This window comes from Curtobacterium sp. MCLR17_059 (assembly GCF_003234665.1).
Lineage (GTDB): Bacteria > Actinomycetota > Actinomycetes > Actinomycetales > Microbacteriaceae > Curtobacterium > Curtobacterium flaccumfaciens.
The window spans coordinates 1-26,998 of record NZ_QKSU01000002.1 but is presented as its reverse complement, the minus strand read 5'-3'; the positions used below and the strand labels follow the sequence as shown (position 1 = coordinate 26,998).

Annotated in this window: 19 protein-coding genes, 1 tRNA gene and 1 rRNA gene; 5 read left to right on the top strand and 16 right to left on the bottom strand. The window is 72.5% G+C overall.

All coding sequences use genetic code 11. The features are described 5' to 3' along the window. The 5 genes from DEJ12_RS03950 to DEJ12_RS03930 form a co-directional block, all read right to left on the bottom strand. Entirely contained in the window at nt 1-1,017 is a 1,017-nt protein-coding gene (locus DEJ12_RS03950; protein WP_111029131.1) for a LacI family DNA-binding transcriptional regulator, read from the bottom strand. 21 nt (nt 1,018-1,038) lie between these two features. Beyond that, on the bottom strand, nt 1,039-1,536 hold the full coding sequence (locus DEJ12_RS03945; RefSeq protein WP_111029130.1) for a hypothetical protein: 498 nt from the start codon (nt 1,534-1,536) through the stop codon (nt 1,039-1,041). A gap of 5 nt (nt 1,537-1,541) precedes the next feature. Next, entirely contained in the window at nt 1,542-2,384 is an 843-nt protein-coding gene (locus DEJ12_RS03940) for a carbohydrate ABC transporter permease (RefSeq protein WP_241660376.1), read from the bottom strand. 65 nt (nt 2,385-2,449) lie between these two features. After that, nucleotides 2,450-3,427 carry a carbohydrate ABC transporter permease gene (locus DEJ12_RS03935; protein WP_027465915.1) on the bottom strand — a complete coding sequence of 326 codons (978 nt, stop codon included), beginning with the start codon at nt 3,425-3,427 and terminating at the stop codon, nt 2,450-2,452. A gap of 152 nt (nt 3,428-3,579) precedes the next feature. Further along, entirely contained in the window at nt 3,580-4,863 is a 1,284-nt protein-coding gene (locus DEJ12_RS03930) for an ABC transporter substrate-binding protein (protein WP_111029128.1), read from the bottom strand. 294 nt (nt 4,864-5,157) lie between these two features. On the opposite strand from DEJ12_RS03930, the gene DEJ12_RS03925 reads away from it, so the two are divergent. Next, nucleotides 5,158-6,474, top strand: coding sequence for a glycosyltransferase family 2 protein (locus tag DEJ12_RS03925; RefSeq protein WP_111029127.1), 1,317 nt, complete (start codon nt 5,158-5,160; stop codon nt 6,472-6,474). A 146-nt stretch (nt 6,475-6,620) separates the two neighbouring features. Here DEJ12_RS03925 and DEJ12_RS03920 read toward each other — a convergent pair whose 3' ends face one another. Beyond that, on the bottom strand, nt 6,621-7,913 hold the full coding sequence (locus tag DEJ12_RS03920; protein ID WP_111029126.1) for a glycosyltransferase family 2 protein: 1,293 nt from the start codon (nt 7,911-7,913) through the stop codon (nt 6,621-6,623). Nucleotides 7,914-8,095: 182 nt separating this feature from the next. Between DEJ12_RS03920 and DEJ12_RS03915 the strand changes: the two genes are divergently transcribed. The 4 genes from DEJ12_RS03915 (at nt 8,096) to DEJ12_RS03900 (ending at nt 12,083) form a co-directional block, all read left to right on the top strand. Beyond that, nucleotides 8,096-8,320 carry a hypothetical protein gene (locus tag DEJ12_RS03915; protein ID WP_111029125.1) on the top strand — a complete coding sequence of 75 codons (225 nt, stop codon included), beginning with the start codon at nt 8,096-8,098 and terminating at the stop codon, nt 8,318-8,320. Nucleotides 8,321-8,449: 129 nt separating this feature from the next. Beyond that, nucleotides 8,450-9,364 carry a beta-1,6-N-acetylglucosaminyltransferase gene (locus DEJ12_RS03910; protein ID WP_111029124.1) on the top strand — a complete coding sequence of 305 codons (915 nt, stop codon included), beginning with the start codon at nt 8,450-8,452 and terminating at the stop codon, nt 9,362-9,364. Beyond that, nucleotides 9,361-10,905 (top strand): lipopolysaccharide biosynthesis protein, encoded by a 1,545-nt coding sequence (locus DEJ12_RS03905; protein WP_111029123.1) that lies wholly within the window; start codon nt 9,361-9,363, stop codon nt 10,903-10,905. Before DEJ12_RS03910 ends, DEJ12_RS03905 begins: the two co-directional genes overlap by 4 nt. Then, complete coding sequence (locus tag DEJ12_RS03900) at nt 10,902-12,083, top strand: glycosyltransferase family 4 protein (protein ID WP_111029122.1); 1,182 nt, start codon at nt 10,902-10,904, stop codon at nt 12,081-12,083. The genes DEJ12_RS03905 and DEJ12_RS03900 overlap by 4 nt, the downstream gene beginning before the upstream one ends. 45 nt (nt 12,084-12,128) lie before the next feature. Here DEJ12_RS03900 and DEJ12_RS03895 read toward each other — a convergent pair whose 3' ends face one another. The 10 genes from DEJ12_RS03895 to rrf form a co-directional block, all read right to left on the bottom strand. Further along, nucleotides 12,129-13,136 (bottom strand): glycoside hydrolase family 16 protein, encoded by a 1,008-nt coding sequence (locus DEJ12_RS03895; RefSeq protein WP_146245050.1) that lies wholly within the window; start codon nt 13,134-13,136, stop codon nt 12,129-12,131. Next, nucleotides 13,133-15,127, bottom strand: a complete 1,995-nt coding sequence (locus DEJ12_RS03890) for a PIG-L family deacetylase (RefSeq protein ID WP_111029120.1) — start codon at nt 15,125-15,127, stop codon at nt 13,133-13,135. The genes DEJ12_RS03895 and DEJ12_RS03890 overlap by 4 nt, the downstream gene beginning before the upstream one ends. Next, entirely contained in the window at nt 15,114-18,665 is a 3,552-nt protein-coding gene (locus DEJ12_RS03885) for a glycosyltransferase (protein WP_111029119.1), read from the bottom strand. The genes DEJ12_RS03890 and DEJ12_RS03885 overlap by 14 nt, the downstream gene beginning before the upstream one ends. Further along, entirely contained in the window at nt 18,662-19,624 is a 963-nt protein-coding gene (locus DEJ12_RS03880) for a glycosyltransferase family 2 protein (RefSeq protein WP_111029118.1), read from the bottom strand. The genes DEJ12_RS03885 and DEJ12_RS03880 overlap by 4 nt, the downstream gene beginning before the upstream one ends. Next, nucleotides 19,621-20,580 carry a glycosyltransferase family 2 protein gene (locus DEJ12_RS03875; RefSeq protein ID WP_111029117.1) on the bottom strand — a complete coding sequence of 320 codons (960 nt, stop codon included), beginning with the start codon at nt 20,578-20,580 and terminating at the stop codon, nt 19,621-19,623. The genes DEJ12_RS03880 and DEJ12_RS03875 overlap by 4 nt, the downstream gene beginning before the upstream one ends. Before the next feature lie 427 nt (nt 20,581-21,007). Continuing rightward, nucleotides 21,008-23,773, bottom strand: coding sequence for an alpha/beta fold hydrolase (locus DEJ12_RS03870; protein ID WP_181433021.1), 2,766 nt, complete (start codon nt 23,771-23,773; stop codon nt 21,008-21,010). A gap of 363 nt (nt 23,774-24,136) precedes the next feature. Next, nucleotides 24,137-24,208: transfer RNA gene (locus DEJ12_RS03865), tRNA-Gln, on the bottom strand. A gap of 45 nt (nt 24,209-24,253) precedes the next feature. After that, entirely contained in the window at nt 24,254-25,285 is a 1,032-nt protein-coding gene (locus tag DEJ12_RS03860) for an NAD(P)/FAD-dependent oxidoreductase (RefSeq protein WP_111029115.1), read from the bottom strand. A gap of 6 nt (nt 25,286-25,291) precedes the next feature. Next, entirely contained in the window at nt 25,292-26,779 is a 1,488-nt protein-coding gene (gene gltX / locus DEJ12_RS03855; RefSeq protein ID WP_111029114.1) for a glutamate--tRNA ligase, read from the bottom strand. 116 nt (nt 26,780-26,895) lie between these two features. After that, nucleotides 26,896-26,998: ribosomal RNA gene (rrf, locus tag DEJ12_RS03850) — 5S ribosomal RNA — on the bottom strand; the annotation flags it as partial.

The following is a 26,998-nucleotide window of genomic DNA, read 5'->3' as shown; positions in this document are numbered from 1 at the left end:
CTACGCGGGACGGTGCGGGCGGGGTCCCGTGGTCGCGCGGACGACCAGGTGCGCTGGTGCCGCCGCGATCGGGCCGGCGACACCGCCGTCGACCTCGGCGAGCACCGCCCGTGCAGCGGTGCGTCCCTGGGCCACCGGGTCCTGCGCGACGGTGGTGAGTCCGACGGTCGAGCCGTACTCGTGGCCGTCGATCCCCATCACGGACACGTCCTCCGGGACCGCGAGTCCGGCTCGGCGTGCGGCGAGCAGGACACCGAGGGCCATCTCGTCCGAGGCGCAGAGCACCGCCGTCGGTCGCTCCGACGCCGGCTCAGCGAACAGCACGGCCCCGGCGGCGGTCCCGCCGGCGAACGAGAACCGGCCGTCGAGGGACCACCGTTCCGGCACGGCCTCTCCCGACGACCGCACGGCGTCGAGGAACCCGTCCCGTCGCAGGTGCGGCACGGCGACGTTCATGCCGGCCTCGTCCTGCCCGCCGACGTAGGCGATGCGCCGGTGGCCGAGGCCGTGCAGATGCTCGACCGCGATCCGGGTGACCTCGCGGTCGTCGACGCCCACGTTCCGCAGGCCCGGTGCCGGGCCGCCGATGACGACCATGGGGTGCCGGCTGAGTTCGAGCTCGGCCCGTTCGGTGGCGTCGAGCACCAGGGAGAGCAGGACGAGGCCGTCGACGCGGTGGCGCAGCATCGAGCGCCGGAACGCCCGGTCACGGTCGCCGCCCGGGCCGCCGAGGTTGTAGAGGACCAGGTCGTACCCGGCCTGGCGGAGCTCCGCGTCGACACCGCCGAGCGCCTTGACGTAGAACCAGCGGTCGATGACGGGCACGACCACCCCGACGGCGCGCTGACGCCCGGTGGCGAGGCCGGCCGCCGCCGAGCTCGGGACGTACCCGAGTTCGTCGGCGACCCGCTGCACCTGCTCGATCGTGGTGTCGGCCACGTTCGACATGCCGCGGAGCGCCCGCGAGACGGTGGACTTCGACAGCCCCGTGACGGTCGCGATCTCCTGGATCCCCATCGGTGCGACCCGGGAGGCCCGTCAGCCGTCCGTGCCGTGCGTCACGTCCGCCGGTGCGTCGAGTCCACCCCGTCGGGCCGCCACCGCGGGTACGACGCGGTCCGCCCGGCGTTGCGGCACCCGTGCGGGGCGCGCCGGCCGTCGTGCAGCCGGTGCGACCTCGTCCCAGCCCGCGTGCTGGTGCACCCGTCCGTCCGCGCCGGGTCGGGGTCGGCGACCGGTGGGGTCGGTGACCGACGTGTGCACCGGGGCGACCGCGGGAGCAGCACCGACGCCCCGGGGCACGGACGCACCCGTGCCGTCCTGCGGTGCGGTCCGGCGGAGGACGGCGACCCGCCACCGGTCCAGGGCGACGACGCCGAGCACGCACACGAGCAGGGTGAGCGCCCAGCCGAGCGCCGGTCGCCCGGTGAGCTCGCAGAACACCGTGACGCCGAGGAACAGGACGCCGAACATCCCGACGAAGCCGATCGACTCCTCGATGTGGGCGGTGGGACGGGTGGGTCCGCGCTGGGCCATGGTCGTCAGCCCTTCACGCCGCCGGCGGTGAGCCCCGCCACGATGCGCCGCTGGAAGATCAGCACGAGGATGACCAACGGGATCGTGACGATCGTGCCGGCGGCCATCACCGCCGTGTAGGGCTCCTGGTGCGGCTGCGACCCGGCGAACGAGGCGATCGCCACGGTCACCGGCTGGGTCGCGTCGCTCGACAGCTGCGACGAGATGAGGTACTCGTTCCAGCTCGAGATGAACGCCAGGATCGCCGTGGTGAACACCGCGGGCGCCGCGAGCGGCAGGATGATCCGCCGGAACGCCTGCACCCGGGTGCACCCGTCGATGCGGGCTGCCTCTTCGAGGTCCCACGGCATCTCGCGGAAGAACGACGCGAGCGTGTACACGGTCAGCGGCAGCACGAACGAGATGCTCGGCAGGATGAGCGCCTGGTACGACCCCATCCACCCGATGTCGGTGAACAGCTGGAACAGCGGCGAGATGAGGGCGACGCCGGGGAACATCGACGCGGCCAGGATCGCGCCGGCGATGAGCGACTTGCCGCGGAACTCGAGCCGGGCGAGGGCGTACGCCGCCGTGGTGCCGACGAGCAGGGCGATGATCGTCACGACCCCACCGATGAGCAGGCTGTTCGCGAGCGCCCGACCGAGGTGGTTGCCGAGCGACGTGGAGAACGCCGTCGCGTAGTTGTCGAGCGTGACGTGCGTCGGCCACGGGGTGGCGTCGAACGTGAACCCGACGTCGCGGAAGCTCGTCACCACCATCCAGTAGAACGGCAGGAGGCACCACACGGCGATGACGATCGCCTGCACGGCCGTGCGGATGCGCGGCCCGGTGTCGCGGCGCACGCGCACCTCGGTGCGGTCGACGGCGCGGTCGCGTGCTGCGGCCGAGGACCGGGGGCGGTCTGCTGCGAGGGTCACTTGAGTTCACCCTTCTGCTGGGCGGCCTGCGTCTGCACGACGTTGGCGCCGAGGAACCGGACGAAGACGAACGCCACGATGAAGATCACCAGGAAGGTGATGGTCGACAGGGCCGACGCGGAGTTGAAGCCCTGCCGGATCTGTTCCACGACCAGGATCGACAGGGTCGTGGTGGCGTTGCCGGAACCACCGCCACCGCCGGTGAGGATCGCGGGCAGGTCGTACATGCGCAGCGCGTCGAGCACGCGGAACAGGATCGCGACCATCAGCGCGGGCTTGATCAGCGGCAGGGTGATGAGCACGAAGCGCTGGAAGGTCGAGGCGCCGTCCATCTTGCCGGCCTCGTAGACCTCCTCCGGGATGAGCTGCAGGCCCGCCAGGATGAGGAGCGCCATGAACGGCGTGGTCTTCCAGGTGTCGGCGATGATGACCGCCCACCGGGACGCCCACTCGCCGCTCGTCCACAGGATCTGCTGCCCGAGGACGTGGTTCAGCACGCCGTTCGCGTCGAAGATGAAGTACCAGAGCTTCGCGGTGACGGCCGTCGGGATCGCCCACGGCACCAGGATCGCGGCACGGACGAGGGCGCGGCCCTTGAAGTTGCGGTTCATGATGATGGCCATCCACACGCCGATCACCGTCTCGGCGAGCACGGTGACGACGGTGAAGAAGAACGTGTTGCCCATCGACACCCAGAACTGGGAACCGAGGCTGCCGGGCGGGCACGTGACGTTGCCGCACTGCTGGCCGAGCCAGTGCGCGTAGTTCGTGATGCCGGCGAACCCGCCCTGCACGAACAGGCCGGTGGCCTTGTCGAGGCCCTGGTCGAGCTGGAACGACTGGATGATCGCACTGACGACCGGGTAGCCGATGACGATCGCGAGGAGCAGGATCGTCGGGCCGATGAGGTACACGGCCCAGCGGCCGTGCTCGGCGTTGAGTCCGCCCTTGCGCCGTCGGCGCTTCGGTTCCATGCCCGTCGGGTTGGGGATGGCTGCGGGGATCTCGGTTGCTGCTGACACGTGTCGGCCTCCTTGCCGGGGGTGTCGGAACGCAAGTAGGGGGCGGACGGGAGGCCCGTGGCGGACCCGCCACGGGCCTCCCGTCCATCAAGCGGCGTGCGCCGCTAGCTGCTGGTCGCCGACTTGAGGGCGTCCTGCATGTCCTTCATGGCTTCGTCGACCGACTTCGATCCCTTGAGCGCCGCGTAGGTGTTGTCCTGGATCGCCTTCGTGACGGCCGGGTAGAACGGCGTGACCGGGCGCGGCTCCGCCGACTCGATCGACTTGAGCAGCGTCGGCAGGTAGGGCAGCTGCTTCGTCAGCTCGGGGTCGGTGTACAGGTCACCGACGACCGGGGCGAGCGAGCCCTGGGTCGCGAAGAACTTCTGCGTCTCGTCCGAGGTCAGGAACTCGAGGAAGTCGTGCGCCGTGGCCTTGTGCTTCGAGTACACGCTGATCGCGGCGTTGTGTCCGCCGAGCGTGGAGGCACCGACGCCGTCGGCACCGGGGATCGGCGCGATGCCGAAGGTGTCCTTGACCTTCGACGAGCCGTCGGTCTTGGCGAGGCTGTAGACGTACGGCCAGTTGCGCAGGAACAGGAGCTTGCCGGCTTCGAACGCGGTGCGGCCCTGCTCCTCCTGGTAGGTGATCGCCTCGGCCGGGATGTTCCCGTCCTCGAACGCGTCCACCAGGTTCTGCAGGCCGGCCTTCGCCTTGTCGGTGTCGACGTCGGGCGCACCGTCGCTGCCGAGCACCGAACCGCCGGAGCCGTTGATCGCCTCGGAGGCGTTCACCGTCAGGCCCTCGTACTTCGCGAACTGCCCCGCGTAGCAACCGATGCCGGCGTCCTTCGCGATCTTGCAGTCGTCCATCATCTCGTCCCACGTCGTCGGGGGCGTCTTGACGAGGTCCTTGCGGTAGTAGAGCAGCGCGCCGTCCGAGGTCTGCGGGGCGGCGTAGAGGGTGTCGTTGTACGTGGCGGTCTTCACCGTCGACGGCAGGAGCTTCGAGGTGTCGATCTCCATGTCGCCGGTCAGCGGCGTCAGCCAGCTCTTCGCGGCGAACTCGGCGGTCCAGACGACGTCCACGTCGACGACGTCGTAGTTCTCGTCCTTCGCCTGGAAGTGCTGCACGAGGTCGTCGTGCTGCTGGTCGGCCTGGTCGGACTGTTCCTTGAAGGTGACCTTCTCGTCCGGGTGGGCCTTGTTCCACTTCGCGATGAGCGGGCGGACGACGTTCGAGTTGTCCTTGCCCTGCACGTAGGTGATGGGGCCGCGGCTGTCCTGGCCGCTCTTGGCGTCGTCCGAGCCGGTGCCGGAACTCCCGCTCGAGCAGCCGGTGAGCACGAGGCCGATGACGGCGACCCCGGCAACGGATGCGAACCGCACCCTGGAGCGTGTTGTCTTCACAGCGTTGTCTCCTCATTGAGATCACCAGGGGGCATCGACCGGGTTCGACGACACTGCCCTGGAGCAGGCGCCGCTGCCTGCTGGTGGAGGAAGCTACGCCCGGTCCAGCGGGAGCGCAACCGGTTGCATCGGTTCCGTGACCTGAGCGTGACCCATGAGGTTCCCGTGGCTTCCTGGGTGAGCGCTCACCCCCGTCGGGGGCACACGCACCGCGCTGCGGAACCCCGCACGAACCCCGCCACTGCTGGTCCGGTCCGTTGTCCGGACGCCGCGGGCGGTCGTAGCGTCCCGAGCATGACCCTGCACTCCTCCGTCACCGTGCCCGGCCCCCGTCGGGTCGTCAGCGTCGACCTCGACGCTCCGCTGCCGCGCCTCGTCGCCGACGAGACCGGCGAGTCCGCCATGGTGATCGGCTACCGCGGCGGCCACCCCACCGGCACCCTCGACGTGCTGCTCACCGACGACCCTGCCGACGCGGCCCGCGCCCTCGAGGCGCTGCAGGAGACCGTCCTGGCCGACGTCCCCGCGGTGTCCGACGACGACCTGCCGACCATCTCGGTCGTCGTGTCCACGGTCGTCGACCGCGTCGAGGACCTCGGCAAGCTGCTCGACGTCCTCGAGCACCTCGACTATCCGCGGCACGAGGTCATCCTCGTCGACAACCGCGTCCGCGTCCCCGCCGGCGACGCGCTGCCCGCGATGCTCGCCGGGCGGAACGTCCGCCTCGTCGAGGAACGCCGCCCCGGTCTGTCCGCCGGACGGAACGCCGGTGTCGCCGCCGCGACCGGCGACGTCATCGCCTTCACCGACGACGACGTCCGCGTCGACCCGCAGTGGCTCCGCGCCATCGGGTCCCGGTTCGTCAGCGAGCCCGGCCTGGACGCCGTCACCGGCGTGATCCTGCCGAGCGAGCTCACCACCCCCGCCCAGATCTGGTACGAGGCGTACTACGGCGGGTTCAGCGCCGAGCGCACCTTCTCGCCCGTGACGATCGTCCCGGACGACGTGCAGGGCACCATGCGGCACGCCCGAGTCTCGGCGGTCGCCCCGTCCGGGGAGGTCCTCAAGCACTTCGCCGTCTACGGCATCGGCGCGTACGGCGCCGGCGCGAACATGGCCTACCGTCGCACCCTGATCGAGGCCGTCGGCGGCTTCGACCACACCCTCGGCGCCGGCTCCCCCGCCCGTGGTGGCGAGGACCTGGCGATGTTCATCGAGACGCTGTGGCGCGGTGGGAAGATCGGCTTCGAGCCCCGCGCGGTCGTGCACCACCGGCACCGCCAGACCATCGAGGACCTGCACAAGCAGCTGCACGGCAACGGCGTCGGCTTCACCGCCCTGATGTTCGCGCTCGCCGCGAAGGACAAGCGGCACGTCGCCGTCCTCGCCCGCCTGATGCCGCTCGCCGCGAAGGTCAAGTCGAAGCAGATGCTCTCCCGCCTGGCCGGACGCCGGGACGCCGCGACCGAGGTCACCAACGACGCCTCGACCACGCGCATCCCGAAGACCCTGGCGTACCACGAGCTGCGCGGGTTCCCCGCCGGCCCGGCCGCCTGGTTCCGCAGCCGACGCCGCTGGCGCGACGTCGAGGCCGGCCGCTTCCGGCCGTAGTCGCGCGGCATGACGGACGGGAGGCCCGTGGCAGTGTCGCCACGGGCCTCCCGTCCGTTCTGCCGCGCACGTGGAACGCGAAAGAGCACGCGTCGATCGGCGCGTGCTCTGTCGCAAAGCCGGTGCCGGCGTGCCGGTGCCGCCCCTCAGCGCGCGGTCAGCCGCCCGGCCACGTACCGCCACGGCCCGCCCAGCGCGGCCGTCAGCTCGGCGCGCTTGAGCCCACGCGTCGCCTCGGTGAACTCGGCGTCGACGGGCCAGCCGCCGCTCGCGTCGACGGGGCGCTCGTCGGCATTCTGCCCGAGGGCACCGAGCCGCCGGAGCGCGCCGGCCGCACGCCGCAGCACCGCGAACGCCGTCGAGGGCCGCAGCACGAGTTTCGTCACCCAGGCGCCGAGCCCGGTGCCGTAGCCGATCGCCTGCGAGCGCAACGCGGCACGGTCCTTGCGGTGCTCGTGCCAGACGACGGCCGAGGGTTCCACGGCGAGCGCGCCACCGGCGAGCAGGACGCGGGTGAACAGGTCGGGGTCCTCACCCGCTCGGGCGCGGGTGCCGGGGCCGAGAGCGACGTCGAAGCCCCCGAGCTGCCGGACGGCGTCGCGGCGCACGGACATGTTCGCGCCGGTGCCGAACGCGCCGACGGTGAAGGGGAACAGGGGCTCGTCGACGGGCGGGGCGGACGTGCGGTACACCCGGCGCTCGAGGTTCCGCGCCCAGGTCACCCGCTCGTCGAAGAAGCGCTGCGTGGGGGTGCGGAGCTCGCCGCTGGGGACGAGTCCGGTGACGCACCAGACGTCGGCGTCGCGCTCGTAGGCGGCGGCGATGGCCGCCATCCAGTGGCGGTCGACCACGACGTCGTCGTCGATGAACGCGACGATCCCGCCGGTGGCGCGGGCCAGTCCGGCGTTGCGGGCCCGGGAGACGCCGGCACGTGCCTCGAGGACGTAGTGCACGCGCGGGTCGTCGACGGCGGCCACGACGTCGCGGGTGCCGCTGGTGACGGGGGCGTTGTCGACGACGAACAGCTCGAAGTCGTCGTAGGCGGAGTCGAGGACGGAGCGCATGGCGCGCGCGAGCGCCACGGGGCGCTCGCGGGTGCCGATGACGACGGAGACGCGTGCGCCGTCCGCAGGGGCGTCGACCGGGAGGCCCGGGGCCGGCAGCCGACGCAGGGCCGGTCCCAGCTCGGCCGGGTCCACCGCCCCGCGGTCGTCGACGCGCACGTCGACGAACCCGGCGACGTCGCGGCCGTCGCGCACCATGAGGCGGGCGCGGCGGAAGCCACCGGCGCCGGCGAGGTGCACGGTGTCGGCGGCGAGCGCCGCGGACCGGTCGACGGCGCCGACCCAGGCAGCTCCGACCCAGGTGGGGGCGTCGGGCGAGGGCATCGCGGGGTCGAGCGTGAGGGCTCGTTCCGCGGTGGTGGTGTGGTCGGTCATGGTCGTCCCGTCGGGCCGGTCTGGTCGGGTGGACGTGGCAATGCTCAGCGTGCTTCGACAGGGGGTCAACCGCGATGCTCGGAGGATGCGGGGAGGCTGCGGTTTGCCGCCACTAGACTCGCGGGAGACGCCGGTCGACCCGCCGGTGCGACCCCGGTCCCCGCCGGACACGAGGAGGACGCATGCCGCTGGCCCGAACGATGGACCGGCTCGGCCTGACCAGGCGTCCGCGCCCGACGTTGCACCTGGTTCCGGACCCCCACGCGTCCGATCTCGTCGTGGTGCACCTCGATGCCGACGACGCCGCGTGCGGCACGTGCGGGCACGCCCAGGCGGCACACGAGCACTACCGTCCGGGCACGGACTGCGCGCTCTGCGACTGCCCGAAGTTCCGCCGCGCCCGCTGACGCGATCCCCTCGCGCGATCCCCCTCGCGCACCCCTCGATCGGGGGGCACCTGCGGGAAACCGCCGTTCCCCCGCAGGTGGTCCCGACCTCCCTTGTCGGTGCTGCCGGGCCCGCTTAGCGTCGCGGACATGGCCATCACTCCCACGCCACTCGCGTGCATCGTCCTCGCCCACGAGGACCCGACGCACGTCCGTCGGCTCGTGGCGGCGCTCGACCCGTTCCCGGTGTTCCTGCACTGCGACGCGAGCACCGACGACGACGTCTTCGAGGCGATGACCGCCGGCCTGCCCGAACGGGTGCACGTGCTGCCGCGGATGCGCACCGGATGGGCGAAGTGGGAGAACGTCGCGGCCGAGGTCGCCGGCTACCGTGCTGCCCTGGCGCAGACCGACGCCACCCACGTGGCGTTGCTGACCGGCAGCGACTACCCGTTGGCCGACGCCGACGAGATCTCGGCGCTCCTGACGGCGAACCCCGGGCGATCGTTCGTCGAGGCGAAGCCGCTCCCGCACCCCGCGTGGGGTCGCGACGGCGGTCGGTCGCGCGTGCGGTTCCGGCACTGGGCGTGGCGGAAGCACATGCTGCGCCTGCCGGTCCCCCGTCGGGTCCCGCGCGACGTCGTGTTCGGCGGCGGCTCGCAGCTCAAGGTCTTGGCCCGGCACCACGCGCAGGGGGTCGTCGACGTGTTCGACGGGCGCCCCGACCTGGTGGCGTTCTGGGAGCGGGTGTGGATCGGCGACGAGACCTTCGTGCCGTCGGTCCTGCTGACCCCGGCGTTCACCCCGGACTTCGCGGACGCCCACGCGGCGCAGCCGCTCTGGTGGATCGGGTGGGACGGCACGAAGCAGAAGAGCCCGCCGTGGCTCGGGATCGAGGACGCCGGCCGGGTGCTGGAGCGTCGCACGGCGGCTGACCAGTCGACCCCGTACGTGTTCGCCCGGAAGTTCTCGACGTCGCGGAGCGCTGACCTGCTCGACGTGGTCGACGCGACCTTCGGGCTCCGCACGTCCGCCGATGACCAGCCGGTGGTGGTGGCGCAGTGACCGTCCCCCAGACGCGACGCGAGGCGCGTGCGGCCGAGGCGGCTGCGGTGGCGGCACAGCCCGACGACGACGAGCTCGAGGCGTCCGTGCAGCCCGCAGCCCCCGGCGCGCTGTCCACCGACACGGACTCGATCGCCGTCGCACGCGGCTCGTCAGTCCTGTTCGGCCGCGGTCTGCTCTACGTGGTCGTCTGGTCGATGCAGCTCGTCGTGAGCTCGCTGATCTCCCCCGTGCTCGCGCACCTGATGCCACCGGCCGAGTTCGGCGTGCTGGCCTCGGCGATCGCGCTGTACCAGGCCCTGGTGGTCGTGGCCGTCTGCGGCATCGACCAGGCATCGGTGCTGCAACGCGCCGAGGACGGCGACGACCGGCGTGCCCGCGGCTTGATGTTCGTCGGCATGGTCACCGCGGTCACCGTCACCGTGTTCGCCCTGGTCTCGATCCCGCTCTGGGGCGACGCCGCGGGCTTCGTCGACCAGCACCCCCTGCTGCTGGTCGCCGTCCTCTGGACCGGGCCCGCCGCGATCGTGCAGCTGTCCCTCGCGCTGCTCGTCGCCCAGGACCGCATCCGCGTGTTCGCCGTGACGAGCCTGCTGTCGTCCGTCGGCGGGTCGATCATCGGCCTCGGGCTCCTCGCCGCCGTGCACGCCGACGCGACCACGTACGCGTGGGGCGGGGTCGTGGCGCAGGGTGCCGCGATGGTCATCGGCATCATCGCCACGAAGCCGCGCGTCCGCGGTCTGTTCGACCACCGCACCACGAACCGGGCGTTCAAGCTCGGTGTCCCGATCGCACTCGGCAGCCTGTCGTACTTCGTCCTGAACGCCGGTGACCGGCTCGTCGTGCAGCGCCTGCTCGGTGCCGACGAGGTCGCCCGCTACCAGATCGCCTACGTCGTCGGCTCCGCGGTCATCCTGCTGCTGACCTTCACGAACCAGGCCTGGGCGCCGCACTTCGCCGCCCTCCGCGACGCCGTGGCCCGCCGCCGGCTCGCCATGCACGCCCGCGACGAGCTCTACATGCTGCTCGCCCCCGTGCTCGTCGCCGTGACGCTCGTGTCGCCGGTGGCGCTGCCGATCCTGGCCCCGGCGTCGTACCGGGTCGAGTCCCTCACCATCGTCGTCTTCGTGGTCGCCCTGACCGCGTTCCCGGTCGTCGCGAGCGGTGCGACCGGCCGGCTCCTGCTGGTCGAGCGCCGCGGGGTGACGGTGGGCGTCATCGGCGCCGTCGCCGGCGTCGTCAACATCACGGCGAACCTGGTGCTGGTGCCCCTGACCGGCATCGTCGGCGCGGGCATCGCCACGGTCATCGCCTACGCCGTCCTCGCCGCACTGCAGCAGGCCTCCCTGCCGGATCGCCGTGAGTGGCGCGGCCCCCGACGCCGAGTGCTGCTCGCCATCGCGATCGCGATCCTCGTCGCTGCCGCCTCGCTCCTCCCGCCGCAGGACCTCGCCTGGAACATCGTGCGCGTCGTCGGCGTGGCCGCGTGCCTGCCCTGGTTCTTCCGCCGCCTGAAACTCGCTCGCGGAGGATCCGCATGACCCGTCCCACCCCCCGTCCGCTGCGTGTCGTCGTCGCCACCAACGGACTCGCCATCACCGGCGGTGTCGAACGCTGCGTCGTCGAGGACGTCGGCGAGCTCGTCGCGGCCGGCCACGACGTCGAGGTGTGGCACCGCGCCGGTCCGGACGGCGACCCGGATGAGGGCCGCGCGGTGTTCGACCGGACCGGTGTCCGACTGCGGCACGCCCGCGACTACCGCTTCGGCATCCGGACCGCCCCGACGGACATGTTCCGCTTCGTCCGTGAGGGCCTGCGCCTCCGCCGGTCGCGCCCGGACGTCCTGTGGCTGAACCGTCCGGAGTTCCTGCCGTGGGGCCGCGTCGTGTCCTTCGTGTCCGGCGTCCCCCTGGCCGTGCACCTGCACCACGCCCCGAACTACCGCCGTCTCGGCCCGTTCGCGGGGGGCCGGACCCGGTACCTCGCGGTCTCGGCGGCGATGGCTCGTGCCTGGACCGCCGTCGGCGCCCCGCCGGACCGGGTCGACGTGGTCCCGAACGGCGTCGACACCGCGGCGTTCCCCGCCGCCACCGGGGCGAGCACCCGTCGCGCGCGTGCCGCGCTCGGCCTCGACCAGGACCGCCCCGTGGTGCTCTACTACGGTCGGCTCACGCGCTCGAAGGGCGTGCTGGCCCTCCTGGAGGCGTGGGGGCGCGTCCACGCGTCGGCCCGCATCCTCGTCGGGCCCGGCACACCGCCCGCCCCGGCTCCGGTGCTCGTCCTGGCCGGTGCGCTGTACCCGCAGGACGCCCCCGCCGTGCACCGCGCGATCGCCGCGTTGCCCGAGGGCTCCGTGGTCGTGGTGCCCGAGCGCGACGACGTCGTCCCCCTGCTGCACGCCGCCGACGTCGTGGTGGCACCCTCCATCGAGCCCGAGGGCTTCGGCCGTGTGGTCGTCGAGGCGATGTCCACCGGACGCCCCGTCGTCGCGGCGGCGTCGGGCGGCACCGCCGAGATCCTCAGTGGCGAGTGGACGCGGTTCACCGTCGACCCCACCGAGACCGCCGCGCTGGCCGACAAGGTCCTCGAGGCGCTGCACGCGGCCGGCACCGAACCCGGTCTGGCGGACCGGTGCCGCGCCTGGGTGCGGGACCGCTACGGCCGGGAGCGGCACGTCGCGGCGCTGCTCCGGGCGCTCGAGGCACACGCGAAGCACTGACGACCTACGACGACTGAACGGTGCCGACGACGACGTCGGCACCGTTCAGTCGTTCGGGACCGTCGTCGCGGTGTCGTCCGGCAGCGACGCGCTCGGCACGGCACCGTCCGCCGGCACGTCGATCGTCATCCAGTCGATGAGGACCGACCCGGCGGCGTCCGCCGGTGGGTTCCCGTCGTTCGACCCGGCCTGCACCACCAGGTGCATCCGAGCGGTCGGGATGTTCTCCGTCGTGGTGCCGACGACCTCGTCGTCGACCAGGAACGACATCCGGTCGGCGGTCCACTGGATCGTGTAGGTGTGCCAGTCCTTGAGCGACGCCTCGGTCTGCTGGTGGACGCACTTCTCGGCGGGGTCGGCCAGGCAGTGCACGTTCAGCCAGGCGGGCGCGCCGAGCGCTCCCTCGGGGAAGTCGATCTCACCGTCCGACCACAGGTTCTCGTCGCTCCACAGCAGCACGGCGACGCCGTAGCCGTCGACCTCGTCGCTGCGCATCCGGATGCTGTACCGGCCGGCGGTCTGCCCGCCCCACTCGCCGTCGACGAGCGGCACGACACCGCCCGCCAGCGGCACCCCGGCGCGCGTGGTCCGCAGGCGCACGTCGAGCACGCCGTCGTGCGTCGACAGGGTCGACGCCTGGTAGCGCCCCGTCCCCGCGGTGTCGGCGAACCCGTGGTAGGCGACGAACCGGTCTGAGTACCGGGACTCGAAGGTCCGGTTCGTGGCGGCGTCGGCGAAGTCCTCGCCGAACACCCGAGTCCACCCCTCGGGCTCGGAACTCGGCATCGAGACGCCGCTCGGGTCGTCGAGGGTCACGTCGTCACCGTTCGCCGTGGTGGTCGCGGTCGTGGTGCCGGCGACGATGCCGGCAGCCACGAGCAGGGCGCCGGCCGCGAGCGCGGTCCGGCGGGTGCCGGGGCGCCGCGGGGGCCGGTGCCGGGACAGGCCGCGACCGTGTGCCGGTGGGGCGCCGTGGGCCGACGCTGCGTCGTCGGCGACGTGCTCCGACCAGGTGGGGCGGGCCTCCCGGCCGTCACCCTGGTCGTCGGTCACCCGGTCGTCCACGCGCGGATCTCGGAGAGTCCGACGTTGCCCGTGCTGTTCGAGACGCCCGTCACCGTGAACCGCACCCAGGTGACGTCACGCGGGGTGAAGTCGACCGTCAGGGCGTCGCCGCCGTTCGGCAGGGTGCCGACCGCGACCTGGCTGCCGTCCGAGAACGTCAGGGTGCCGCTGGTGACCTGGTCCGAGCTGTTCGGACGGTCGTGCAGGACGATCCGACCGAGGCGCTGCGAGGCGGCCCAGTCCAGCTGGATCCACACCCCGGTCCGGCCCCACGGGGCGACCCACTCGGCCGTCAGGTTGTCGGGGTAGCCCGACACGACGCCGTCGACGGCCTTCGCGACGGTCTGCCCGGTGGACTGGTCGTCCCACGCGGCGGTCGGGGTGGCCGAACCGGTGACGTCCGCCGGCGTCGGCGTCGGCGTGGGCGTCGGGGTCGGCGTCGGCGTGGGCGTCGGGGTCGGGGTCGGGGTGGGCGTCGGCGTCGTCGTGTCCGCCGGCCGGAACGCCCGGATCTCGGCGAGGCCGACGTTCCGGGTCGTGCTGCTCACGGAACCGACCGTGAACCGCACCCAGGTGACCTGGCGGGCGCTGAACGCGACACGCTGCACGGCGCCCCCGTTGTCGAGCGACGGGACGGCGACGCTGGTGCCGTCGGAGAACGTCAGCGTGCCACCGGTCACCTGGTCGTCGCTGTTCGGTCGGTCCGCCAGGTCGATCTCGTGCAGGGTCGTGCCGGCGGACCAGTTCAGCTGGATCCACGTGCCCGCCCGGCCACCGGGCGCCGCCCACTCGGCCGTCGGGGCGTCCGGGTAGCCGCTCACGACGCCGTCGACGGCCTTCACGGCGGTCTGACCGTCGGCCGGGTTCTCGGCGCTCGCGGTGACGGTCGCGCCGGCGGTGACGTCGGTGCCCTGCGAGGTCGGCGGGTCCGTCGGGGGCTGGGCCGACGAGCCGACGGCGTACTGGCGGCTCAACCAGGAGCCCTCCGGGCGCGATGCGCAGGCGGAGGTGGACCCGCAGGTCTCACCGTCGTACGCGGCGTACGCGAAGAAGGCGGCGGCCTTCGCGGCCGTCTGCGCGGAGCTCAGGTTCGACGGGCGGTCCGCGATCGGGTACCCGAGGTAGCCCGTGAACGTGTGCGCCGCCGTGTACGCGGACTGCGCCTGGTCGGCGAGGTACGCGACGGTGTGGTGGTCGCTGTGGTCGCCGTCGCCGTACGTGCCGCCGTGGTCGAGCGTGTGGATCTCGGTCGGCGCGTACCCCGTGACGAGCCCGGAGAACGTCGCGCGCAGGTCGGTCAGCGAGAAGGACGTCGGTTGGGCAGCCCCGGCGACGGTGTGGATCGTGGAGATCTGGCCCTCGGAGAGCTTCTCCAGGCTCTCGCTGCCCGTGGCCGCGAAGCCGGAGCCGTCGATGTTGCCGTCCGGCAGCTCGAGGAACACCAGGCTGAGCCGCGGGGCCGTCGTCAGGGTCGCCGTACGGAGCGTGTGGCTGGCGACCGAGAGCTGTCCGGCGGTCCAGTTCGACGAGACGCCGGCGATCGACGCGTACGACGCCATCAACCCGTTCTCGCGGGACTGCCAGTACCAGGCGGGCTTGCCGGCGTCACCCGCGGTCACGATGACCGAACGGACACACTTGCCGGCGTCGATGTCCGCACGGAGCTCGGTGCCTGAGAACAGCAGGTCGTCGTCGGCGTGCGCCACCATCGTGAGGACCCGACCGGCGCTGCAGTCGGCGTTCGCGGCGGCCGTGCCACCCGTCGGGGTGCTGCTGGGCGTCGGCGTGGGCGTCTGCGTGCTGGTCGGCGTGCTCGGCGGCGGTGTCTTCCGACCTCGTGCGTCGGCGGACATCGCACCGCCGGGTCCGGCGATGACGGCGACGACCGCCAGGACCCCCAGGACCGCCGCGGCGGACGTGGCGCGCGTGCGCCACGTCCGCCGGGCGGCCCGGGTCGTGCGGTGTTCAGTTCGTGGCATGTGCGAGTCCTGCCTGGGTCAGTTCGTAGACGGCGGTGGTGCCGGAACCGAAGACGCGCTTCCAGTAGGGCGAGTCGGCCATCGCGGCCGCGAGCTCCTGGTAGTCGGCGTCGGTCTGGTACCCGTACCGCTCGTCGTAGGCGCCGAAGGGTTCGGCGACCAGTGCGTAGTACTTCGTCGCCGGCCAGTCCAGGACGAGCTGGCGGGTCATCGTGGACACGTCGGCCTCGGCGTCGTAGCCCTCCGGCTCCGGGTACGCCCCGAGGACCTCGCGGGACAGCGCTCCGACGTCGAAGTAGCGTGCGCCGGTGTTGCTCGGGACGGCGTTCGCCGAACCGGTCAGCAGCATCAGGGAGCCCTTCGGCGCGGTCGCGTCGTAGAACTGCGTCGCCGCCGACTGGCTGCGCGTCGGGACGCGGTTCCAGTCGAGGGCGGTCTGACCGAACGCGCCGATCCCGACCATCGCGGCGACCGCGGCCGCAGCGACGACGACCTTGACCGCCGTGGGCCGCACCGTACGGGTGACGAGTCGACCGACGGGAGCCAGCCGGCCGCTGGGCATCGGGAGCCCCGCCGCCAGGATCGCGATCCACGGTGTCGCGAACAGCACGACGCGGAAGATGCCCTCCTGGCCGTAGTTCGTCGCGACGAGCAGCGAGATCGGGCTCGCCGCCGTGGCCAGCAGTCCCCAGTGCACGCGGTCGCGGCGCATCAGCACGGTGATCACGGCGACGAGACCGAGGACCACGAGGGCCGCCGCGGGGATGTCGAACGCGAGCCGTGTGACGAGCGGCTTCGGCAGGACCGTCATGTCGTGCGACGGCGGCTGCACGTTGTCGAGCACCTTGCCGACGGCTCCCAGGGACAGGAACTTGCCGAGGATGTCGTCGTTCAGCAGGGCGAAGCCGACGGCGGGGACGAGCACCACGACGGGTAGCCACCAGGGGCGGAGCAGTCGGAACACGATGAGCGTCACGAGTGCGGCGACCGTCAGGTACGGCGAGATCTGGTGGGTGACGACCAGCACGATGGCGATCAGCGTGATGGCGATGATCCGGGACAGGCCGACGCGGCGGGCGCGCAGGATCGTCGAGCGGACGCCGTCGGCGGCGGTCACCGCGGTGCGTCGCAGCGGGCCGACGGCCAGCACGAGGATCACCAGGGACATCAGGATACCCACCGACTGCGGCGAGAAGTACGTCGTGTTGAGCGAGCCGGTCATCGCGGTCAGGAACGCGGCGATCCAGGGGCGACGGTTCCCCGGCAGCCAGTTGGCGGCCAGGACACCGACGGCGATCGTCGTGCTGAAGGCCAGCAGGACGGGGACCCACGCGGCGATGGTCATCGCGTTGCCGATCCCGCCGACGTCCGCGACCCAGGCGCCACCGGCGAACAGGCCGGACCACGTCTGGAAGATGTCGGCGGCCGGGTTGGTCGAGCCCCAGCGGCGGATGTACTCGAGCACACCGATGTGGCGGGCGGCCGCCATCACGGTGGGCATGCCGTACGTGATGGCCTGTGCGAGCTGGATCGACCCGCCGAGCACGACGACCGGGATCGCGAGTCCGCGACCGCGCACCAGGGCGACGACGGCAGCGGCGACGACGATCGCCAGTCCGATGACCAGGCCCGGGCCGAGCGAGCCGAACAGTCCGTCCGGCACCGGGTCGCCGATGTGCGTGAGCGCGGCGACGACGATGACGAGCAGGCCGACGACCGAGCCGGCGGTGACGGTGTCGGTGGTGATCCAGCGACGGGCCGTGGCGCCCTCGGCGGCCGGCTCGAGGCGGGCGCGCTGCAGTTCGGCGACGTCACGCGGCACCGCGATCGCGAGGGCGACGGCGGTGAGTACGACGACCCCGACGAACGGCACCGTCGGGTTCCAGAGCTGGAACGTCGCCATCGTGTAGCCGATGCCGATCGTGCCGACGAGCGACGCCGTGACCGCGAAGACGCTGAAGCGTGCCAGCGGCATCGGGCGGACGAGCAGGAGGGGTGCGACGCCGAGCAGCGCGAACAGGTACACGCCGATCGCGCTCCCCCGCAGCACCGGGAGTCCGGCGATCGCGGCGACCCCGGCGACGAGGAGCGTCAGGACGACGATCGCCGCTGCGGTGAGTCGTGCGATCGGGCTCATCGCGTCCACCGCGAGCGGGCGGGCGGGACCGGCCGAGGCCAGACCGTGCCGGAGCTCGTGGCGACCACCGGCGTTGCGGTCGATCGTGCCGCCGCCACGCAGGCGTTCGACGAGCGCCAGGAACGGCGCCGTCAGGACCGAGCGCTGCTCGACCCCGCGCAGCCGCCGCTGGGTGGCGGCGAACTCGGCGTCGACCGCGTCGGGTACGCGGTCCGCGTCACCGGGCTGGTCGCCGGCGATGTCCGTCGCACGGTCGCCCTGTTCGAGGCCGAGTCGTGCGAAGGCGCTGAGCGCCTCGGGCGCTGCGTCCACCGATGCGGTCAGCGTGTCGCGGTCGATGGCGTTCTTGGTCATCCAGGCTCCGAGTCCGTGGCCGTGCGCGGCAGCGGCGGCGCGGAGCGACGCGACGTCGTCCGCCGATCGCTGCCACGCGATCGCGGCCGGTTCGACGGCGATCGCGGATCCGGCGAACAGCAGTCGTGTGAAGAGGTCGAGGTCGTCGCCGCCGCCGACGCGGGTGCCGGGACCGAAGGCGGTGTCGAACCCGCCGATCCGGAGCGCGGTCGCGCGGTGCACGGCGAGGTTCGCGCCGGTGCCGTAGGCCGAGGCGGCGAAGGGGTGCAGCGGGAGGCCGTCGACCGGTTCGTCGAGCCGGAAGACCCGCCGGCGGACGGTCCGACCACCGGGGGTGCGGTCGTCGTGCCAGCGCTGCGCCGGCGTCCGGAGCTCGGCACTCGGCACGAGCCCGGTGACGCAGGCCACGTCGGGGTCGGCCGCGAAGGCGCGGGCGATCGCGGCGATCCAGTCACCGTCCACGACGGCGCCCTCGTCCACGAAGGCGACGACGTCGCCGGTCGCGACGAGCAGACCGGCGTTCCGCGCGGCGGCGAGGCCACCCTCGGGTGCCGGGATGGTGGTGACGCGGCGTCCGCTGATGTCGACGGTCGCCACACCGCCGTCGTCGGCGCCGTGCGAGACGACCACGACGTCGAAGTCGGGGTGCCCGTTCGCGAGCACCGACCGCATGGTCGTGCCGGCGGCGCCGTCCGTGCAGAGCACCACGGTGACGGACGGCAGCACCAGACCTGCTGCCGGCCGACGCTCGGGTGCCGGCATGGGCCGGATCGCGCGCTGCAGCGCACGGACGTCGATGGTGCCGCCGATGCGGCGGCGTTCGGTGATCTCGGCCTCGACGAAGCCGAGGGGCTCGCCGTGGTCGCGGACGAGCAGTCGAGCGCGCCGGTAGCCCGCGGCGCCCTCGAGTGCGACCACGTCACGGTGGCTGGACGCGTGCACGTCGGCACGGTCGACCTCGCCGACCCAGAGCGCGCCGTCCCAGGTGGGGACGAGCGGCCCGGTCACGACCGGCGAGAGGACCATCGCCAGGGTCGCGCGGGTCACCGCGTCCCCACCGGCTGGGGGGCGGGGGCGGCCGCCGGGGTGCGGACGACGACGCCACCGAGGACACGCCCGACGGCGTAGCCGGTGACGGTCGACGCGACGGAGAGCACGATCGCGAAGGCACGCAGGGCACCGCCACGACCGATGTGGCGCAGTTCGCGCAGCACCGCTCCGGGGATGACCTTCGTCAGGTACGTCGACTCGCTGGCGAGCGAGTCACCCGTGCCGACGCGACGGCTCAGGACGGCCTTCGAGATGCCCTCGTAGTAGCTGCGACGGCGCAGGTAGCGCATCGTCACGCGGTCCGGGGAGACCCGGTGCGAGACGTTCGAGCCCGGTTCGTGCCGGATCCGCGCACCGGGACGGGCCTGGGCGATGCGGATGCAGAGTTCGGTCTCCTCGCAGCCGAGCGGCTGGTTGCCGACGCGGCCGATGCCGGAGCGGAACCCGCCGGCGAGCAGGATCGCGTCGCGGCGGAACGCCATGCTCGATCCAATGACGTTGCGCACGTCGCCGGGGGTCTCGGGTAGCCCGCGGTAGGAGCAGCCGACGATCCAGAGGAGTTCGTCGGCGTACGGGCCGGCACCGGTGGCGGTGGGCCAGGACGGTGTGGCCCGGCCGCCGACGCCGACGACGTCCGGGTCCTCGAGGGCGGTGAGCATGTGGCCGAGCCAGTCCGGGTCGGCCGTTGCGTCGTCGTCCAGGAACGCGACGACGTCGGCGTCGGTGAGGGCGACGCCCGTGTTGCGGGCGCCGGACAGGCCGCGGTCCTCGGTGTTCGGGACGACGCGGAGCTCGGGCCAGCGCGCCGCGGCGCGGGCGAGGAGCTCGGGTTCGTGGTCGATCACGACGACGACCTCGGGGGCCTCTGGCTGGCGCTTGGCGGACTCGACGCTGTCCTGCAGGTCGCCCCAGCGCTGCTGGGTGTAGGCGCAGATGACGACCGCGACGGTCGTCACGCGACTTCCTCCTCGAGGGCGACGACGGACGCGACGACGGCTGCCCCGGCGACGGACGCCCCGGCGACGGCGGACGCAGCGACGGGGGTCGCGACGGACGCAGCGACCGGCGTCGCAGCGACGGGCGCAGCGGCAACCGGCGCAGCAGCCGGCGCGGCCAGCTGCTCGGCCGGCGGCACGACGCTCATCGCGGCACGACGGACCTCGGAGCGACCGATCGCGGCGCGACGACGCTCGTGCATGATCGACTTCAGCACCCGGATGCCGTCGGTCACGGCGTTCAGGTTGCTCGAGCCGTGCACGCGGAGCTTCTCGTGGCTGGGGACCTCGGTGATCGCGAGCTCGGCGGCCGACCAGCGGCAGGTGAGCACAGTCTCGATCTCGAACCCGTCGCCCCAGAGCATCGAGCCGTCGGACGGCTTCGGCAGCTCGGAGGACAGCAGGCCGATCTCCGGCAGGACGTCCGCCCAGAAGGCGTTGTAGCCGTAGCAGAGGTCGCTGTAGCGGGTGCCGAGGATGATGTTGCAGAGCATGTTCAGGCCACGGTTGCCCAGGTTGCGGACGATCGTGATGTCGTCGCTGCCGCCGCCGAGCGAGTAGCGGGTGCCCTTCGCGACGTCGGCGCCCTCGACGAGTGCCTGCACGAAGCGCGGGATCTCGTCCGGGTCGGCGGAGCAGTCGGCGTCGAACATGACGACGACGTCGCCGGTGACGGCCTCGAACCCGCAGGCGAGGGCGTTGCCCTTGCCCTTGCGGGTCTGGTGCACGACGCGGATGTCGGGCATCACGCGCTGCGCGGTGGCGATGGTGTCGTCGACGGAGTTGCCGTCGACCAGGATCACCTCGTACACCGGCGGGAGCTTCGGCAGGATGATCTCGAGGTTTCGGGCCTCGTTCCGCGCCGGGATGACGACGGAGACCCTCGGGTCTGCGGGGCGAACGGTACGTGCGGGCATGGGCGCGGTCCTGTCGGGTCAGGGTTGCTGTCGGGTTGTGGCTCGTGTGACGAGCGGAGCGTCCTCGGATGACGCATCGACGACGGTGACCGTCGTCGGTCGAGCAGCGGGACGCGGGTACGACGCCGCCGGCTTCGCAGGTGAGTGGGTACTCTCCCCCGCGTGTCCAACCATCGTCGCGGGCTGGCAGGCGGTCAATGCGCGGTGCGGTCCCTTGCGGACACCCGGGTGCGGATACGGAAACCCGCAACACCGCGTGCCGGCCACGTGCCGTGGACGCACCGACAGGCGGACTGGAGGCGCGGTGCCAGCCCGCCCCGCGCCTCCCGTCCGCTTCCTGGTCGCGACCACCGCACCCGGTGAACAGAAGACGTCGCCTCCGGACTGCGGAGGCGACGTCTTCTGCTCACTCGATGTGCGCAGCAGCTCAGTTCCGGCCCGCGCCCTCCGTCGCGAACGCCGCACGCAACGCCGTCGCGAGGTCGGACACGTGCGGTTCCCGCAGCAGCGAGCTGTGCTCGGCCGCGATCCGCACGGTCTCGGTCCGCCCGCGCAGCAGCGCGGACCAGCCGGTCGCGTCCGGGTTCGCATCGGCGAGCACGTACGTCGCCCGTCCGTGGAACGGCGTCGGGTGGTGCCGCCGGGTGACGAGCTCGGCCTGGTCGAAGAAGGCATCGAAGTCCTTCTGCCCGCCGTGCCGCAGCACACCAGCGCTGTAGGCCCGCGCGCGCTTCGCGACGTGCTCGCCCCACGACATGCCGGACGGCATGACCCGCCGGACGACCCCGGCGAGGCGCTGGTTGACGGCCCGGACTGCGGGATTGCGGTGTTCGCGGGGCTCGAGCCGTCCGAAGTGCTGCCGGACCCCCTCGGCCCCGGTCCGCGGCAGGTAGGTGTCCAGCAGCGCGATGTGCTCGACCTGCTCGCCGCTCTCGGTGAGCAGCCGGGCGATCTCGAGCGCGATCAGCCCGCCGAGCGAGTGGCCGACCAGCAGGTACGGTCCGCGCGGCTGCACGATGCGCATCAGGGCGACGTACCGGCGGGCGCTGGCCTGGATGCTCCAGTCCGGCATGCCCCGACGCTCGAGGCCGTGCTGCTGGAACGCGTACACGTCGTGCTCGGGCAGGTAGCGGGACAACGGCAGGAACGTCAGGGCGAGCGCACCACCGCCGGCGAAGCAGAACACCGGCGGACGGCCGGACTCGCGCGCGCCGGACACCTTGACGACGTCGGGGTGGCTCGGCAGCGCCGTCGTGCCGCTCCGCACCCGACGGGCGAACGCCCGGAGCGTGGGGTGCTGCAGGACGTCCGACGAGCGCAGGTCGATGCCGAGACGGGTCTGCACGAGCGCGAGCATCTCCTCCGCCGACAACGAGTCGCCGCCGAGGGCCGAGAAGTCCTCGTCCAGGTGCACGCCCCGCAGGCCGAGCACCTCGGCCCAGATCTGCCCGACGACGAGCTCCCACTGGTCGTACTCACCCTCGACCATCTCGGTCTCGACGCTCGGTGCCCCGGGGAGTTCGGCCCGGTCGACCTTGCCGCGCTCGTTCCGCGGCAGTTCGGTCATCGGCACGATCGACGCCGGCACCATGTACTCGGGCAGCCGCTCACGGAGCGCCCGTCGGAGGGCACCCGGTGCCGGGGTGCGGTGCCCCGGGCGACCGACCACGTAGGCGACGAGCCGGGTGACGGAACCGGGGTCGACCTGTGCCGTCACGACCGCATCGTGCACCTCGGGGACCGCGCGGAGCGCCGCCTCGACCTCACTCGGTTCGACCAGGTAGCCGCGGACCTTCACGGCGTCGTCGGACCGGCCGAGCAGCACGAGCCGGCCGTCGGGGTCGACGCGTGCCAGGTCGCCCTGCCGCCAGCTCGGGGTCCCGACGGGGATGCCGGCGGCGGCCTCGGCCTCGCCGGTGCGTCCGGCCCGTTCGGCGGTCTTCTCCGGCGCACCCCAGTAGCCCGCGGTCAGGGCGTCGGAGACCACGACGAGCTCGCCGGTCTCCCCCGGGTCGGCAGGGCTGCCGTCCTCACGGAGCACGAGGACCGTCTTGCCGGGCAACGGCCACCCGGCGGGCACGACGCCCTCGGGCACCGGCTCCCCCGGCGCCACCGGGCAGTACGCGACGCACGCGGTCTCGCTCGAGCCGAAGGCGTTCAGGAGCAGCGTGTCCGGGTCCAGGTGGGGTCGGGCCGCGGCGAGGTCGGCCCCGGTGACGGACTCGCCCGTGGTCATCAGGAAGCGCAGCCCGCCGAGCACCGGTGCGGCCCCGGCTGCGGTCCCGTGCGACCCGGGGGCGTTCTGCGACCCGATGATCGAGCGCAGCAGGTGCGGGGTGCAGACGAGCACGTTCACGTCGTCCTCCCGGAACCGCCCGAGCAGCCGCTCGACACCGAGCTCACGCGGCTCGAGCAGCACGATGGTGCCGCCGCAGAGCAACGTGTCGAACGAGAACAGGAGCCCGGCCGCGAACGACAGCGGCAGGACGACACCGAGCCGGTCGCCCGGGCCGAGGCCGAGCGCGACCGCGTCCTGCTCGGCGTCGGCGATCTGCTGCCGGTGCGTCAGGACGACGCCCTTCGGCATGCCGGTCGAGCCGGAGGTGAAGACGATGGCGAAGGGGTCCCGCCCGCCGGGGCGCACGCCGACGGTGTCCGCCGACGGGGCCGCGCCCGGTTCGCCCGCGTCCAGCAGTTCGCCGAGTGCGTGCACCCGGCCGTCCCGTTCCGCGACCACGTCGGCGGCCAGCGCTGCACGCTCGGTGTCGGCGACGATCTCGTCGACGCCGGCGAGCCGGGCCACGTGTGCCAGCCGTGCTGCGGGCAGGTGGTCGTCGAGCACCACCACGGTCCGTCCGGCACGCACCAGCGCGAGGATGCCGATCACGGCCTCGGTCGACTGCCCCGCCATCAGCCCGACCGGCTTCGATGCCCCGCCCGGGGTGTCGCCGACGCCGGCGCCGCTGTGGTCGTCGGGTCGGAGCGTCACGGCCAGGGCTGCGGCCAGCGCGCGCGAGGCCCGGTCCGCTTCGCCGTAGGTGTACGGACGGCCGTCCCCCGCGAGCGCGGCGGCGTCGCCCCGGAGTGCCACCACGCGGTCCCAGCGGTCCAGCACGGAGTGGTCGGCCGCCGCGGGCACGGCTGCGGGGTGGTTCCAGGGATCGACGGTCGTCAGCGGGTCGACGGAGGTCACGATGACACCTCGGGTGCTCAGCAGCGGACCGCCACGACTCCCGCGACGGTCCTCCGACCGTAGGTCCGCGTTCCCCCGGCCCGCGAGCAGGCTCCGGCCCGGTGCGGGGAACCGCAACCGGCCTGGAGGCGCGGCCTGCGCCCGCCACGGACGGTACGACTCCGGAACGACCGGTCCACTGCCGTGGGCGCCGTCCGCACGGCGGCTCGCCCGGCTCGGGGATCGTGCGGTTCCGCGCAACCTCCGGATCAGCCGTGGCGCGACCGTGGATGCGCCGTGCATCGCCGATGAGGACGCTCGGAACGAGAAGGTCCCGGAAACGAGAACAGCCCCCGGGAAGTCCCGGGGGCTGTTCATCGAGTGCTGGGGTACCTGGACTCGAACCAAGAACGACGGTACCAGAAACCGCTGTGTTGCCAATTACACCATACCCCAAAAGGCCTGTCGGCCTTCTGGCCCGGTCACCCGGGGCACGATCAACTACTGTACAGCATCCCGGAGGTCCGCAAGACCACCCACCAGGTCTCGGTGCACGGCGGCGGCGGTCGCGGCTCCGTGTCCGGCGGCGACGATGAGCTGCTCCGGCCCGGGAGGCGTGACGTCTCCCACGGCGTAGAGCCCCGGGACGGACGTCCGGCCCACCCGGTCGACCACGAGGAGTCCCTGCGTGTCGCGCTGGAGCCCCTCGAGCGCTCCGGGCGTGTCGCCGTTCGCGGCCGTGTTCCCGCTCGTTGCGCTCGGACTCGTGGTGGCGCTGGTGCGCAGCCAGTCGAGGTCGGCGTGCCACACCGGTCGGACGAACCCACCGGTCCGAGGCTCGACGTGGCCGTCGGCGAGCCGGACGCCGGTCATCCCGGTGCGATCGCCCTCGAGGTCCTCGACGACCCGCTCGTCCACGACGACCCCCGCGGCCGACAGTCGAGCGCGGCCGGCGTCGTCGAGCGGTGCCACCCCGTTCGTGTAGACGATCAGGTCGTCGGTCCATGCGGCGATGAGCAGCGCCCGGTCGACCACGTCGTCGGTCTCGCAGATGAAGGCGAGCGGCTGCCCGGCCTTGTCGTACGCATCACACTCGACACAGCTGTGCACCGCGGTGCCGTAGAACGCGCGGAGCATCGGCAGCGCCGGGAACTCCTCACGCAACCCCGTCGCCACGACGACCGTCCGGGCGCGGGCCTCGAGCTCGGTGCCGCGCCACGAGCCGTGCACCTGCCAGGTGTCCGTGTCGGGGTCCGGGGCCACCAGGTCGACGACGGACTGGACGACCGTCGCTTCCGGGTACCCCTCGACCTCGGTCCGCCCGAGCTTGCGGAGTTCGAGCGGCGAGATGCCGTCCCGCGTCAGGAACCCGTGCGACCGCAGCGTCGCGGCGTTCCGGGGGCGGTTGGCGTCGACGAGCAGCACGGTGCGCTTCGCCCGGACCAGGTTGAGCGCAGCGCTCAGCCCGGCCGGCCCGGCGCCGATGACCGCGACGTCGTACAGGACCTGGTCGGCGTGCTCCGTACTGCTCACGGTCGGTCAGCGCGCCGCGAGGGCGCGGAGCCGGGTCCGGGTGGACTCCTTGCCCAGGATCTCCATCGACTCGAACAGCGGCGGGCTGATCCGGCGTCCGGACACCGCCACGCGCAGCGGGCCGAAGGCGACGCGGGGCTTCAGGCCGAGCTCGTCGATGAGGGCCGCACGGAGCGCACCCTCGATGGCCTCGGTGGTCCAGTCCTGGACGACCTCGAGCGCGGCGGTGCTCGCGGTCAGGACCGTCGCCGTGTCGCCCTTGAGCGAGGCCAGTGCGTCGTCCTCGACCACCAGGTCGGCGTCGGAGGTGAACAGGAAGCCGAGCATCGCCGGCGCCTCGCCGAGCAGCTGCATGCGCTCCTGCACGAGCGGAGCCGCCTTGGTCAGGACCTCGAGCTGCTCCGGGGTCGCCGGGTCACTGATGAACTCCGACAGGTACGGCAGCAGACGCGACCGGAAGTCCTCGGGCGCCAGCAGACGGATGTGGTCCCCGTTGATCGCCTCGGCCTTCTTGTGGTCGAAGCGGGCCGGGTTCGGGTTCACGTCGGTGACGTCGAACGCCGCGACCATCTCGTCGATCGAGAACACGTCGCGGTCGGGCCCGATCGACCAGCCGAGCAGCGCCAGGTAGTTGACGAGCCCCTCGGGGATCATGCCGGCGGCGCGGTGGTGGAACAGGTTCGACTCGGGGTCACGCTTCGAGAGCTTCTTGTTGCCCTCCCCCATCACGTACGGCAGGTGTCCGAACACGGGGATGGAGGGCGCGAGGCCGATCTCGTACAGCGCCTCGTACAGAGCGATCTGGCGCGGGGTCGACGACAGCAGGTCCTCGCCCCGGAGCACGTGCGTGATGCCCATCAGGGCGTCGTCGACCGGGTTCGTGAACGTGTACAGCGGCTTGCCGTTCGGGCGGACCACCACGAAGTCGGGGAACGTGCCCTGCTTGAAGGTGATCTCCCCGCGCACCAGGTCGTCGAAGCTCAGGTCACGGTCGGGGACCCGCAGGCGGAGCGCCGGCTCGCGGCCCTCGTCGCGGAACGCCTGGCGCTCGGCATCGGTCAGGTCGCGCTCGTGGTTGTCGTAGCCCTGCTTGGGGTCACGACCGGCCGCCTTGTTCCGGGCTTCCATCTCGTCCGGCGTGACGAAGGACTCGTAGATGTGACCCGACTCCTTGAGCTTCGCGATCACGTCGTCGTAGATCGCGGTGCGCTCGGACTGCCGGTACGGTCCGTGCTCGCCGCCGGCGTCCACGCCCTCGTCCCAGTCGAGCCGCAGCCAGCGGAGCGCGTCGAGGATCTGCCCGTACGACTCCTCGCTGTCGCGGGCGGCATCGGTGTCCTCGATGCGGAACACGAGCTTGCCGCCGGTGTGGCGAGCGTAGGCCCAGTTGAAGAGCGCGGTGCGGATGAGCCCCACGTGCGGGGTCCCCGTCGGGCTCGGGCAGAAGCGGACGCGGATGTCGGAGCCGGAGGCAGTGGTGAATGGCGCAGTCATGACCCGACAACCCTACCGCGGCGTCAGTCCCTCCCACCTGCCCTGTGGAGGGGCCGTGAACGCAGAAAACCCCTGACCACGAATGGTCAGGGGTTCCCTGGTTCTTACTACGTTAAGTCCGGCGGCGTCCTACTCTCCCACAAGGTCCCCCTTGCAGTACCATCGGCGCTGAGAGGCTTAGCTTCCGGGTTCGGAATGTGACCGGGCGTTTCCCTCTCG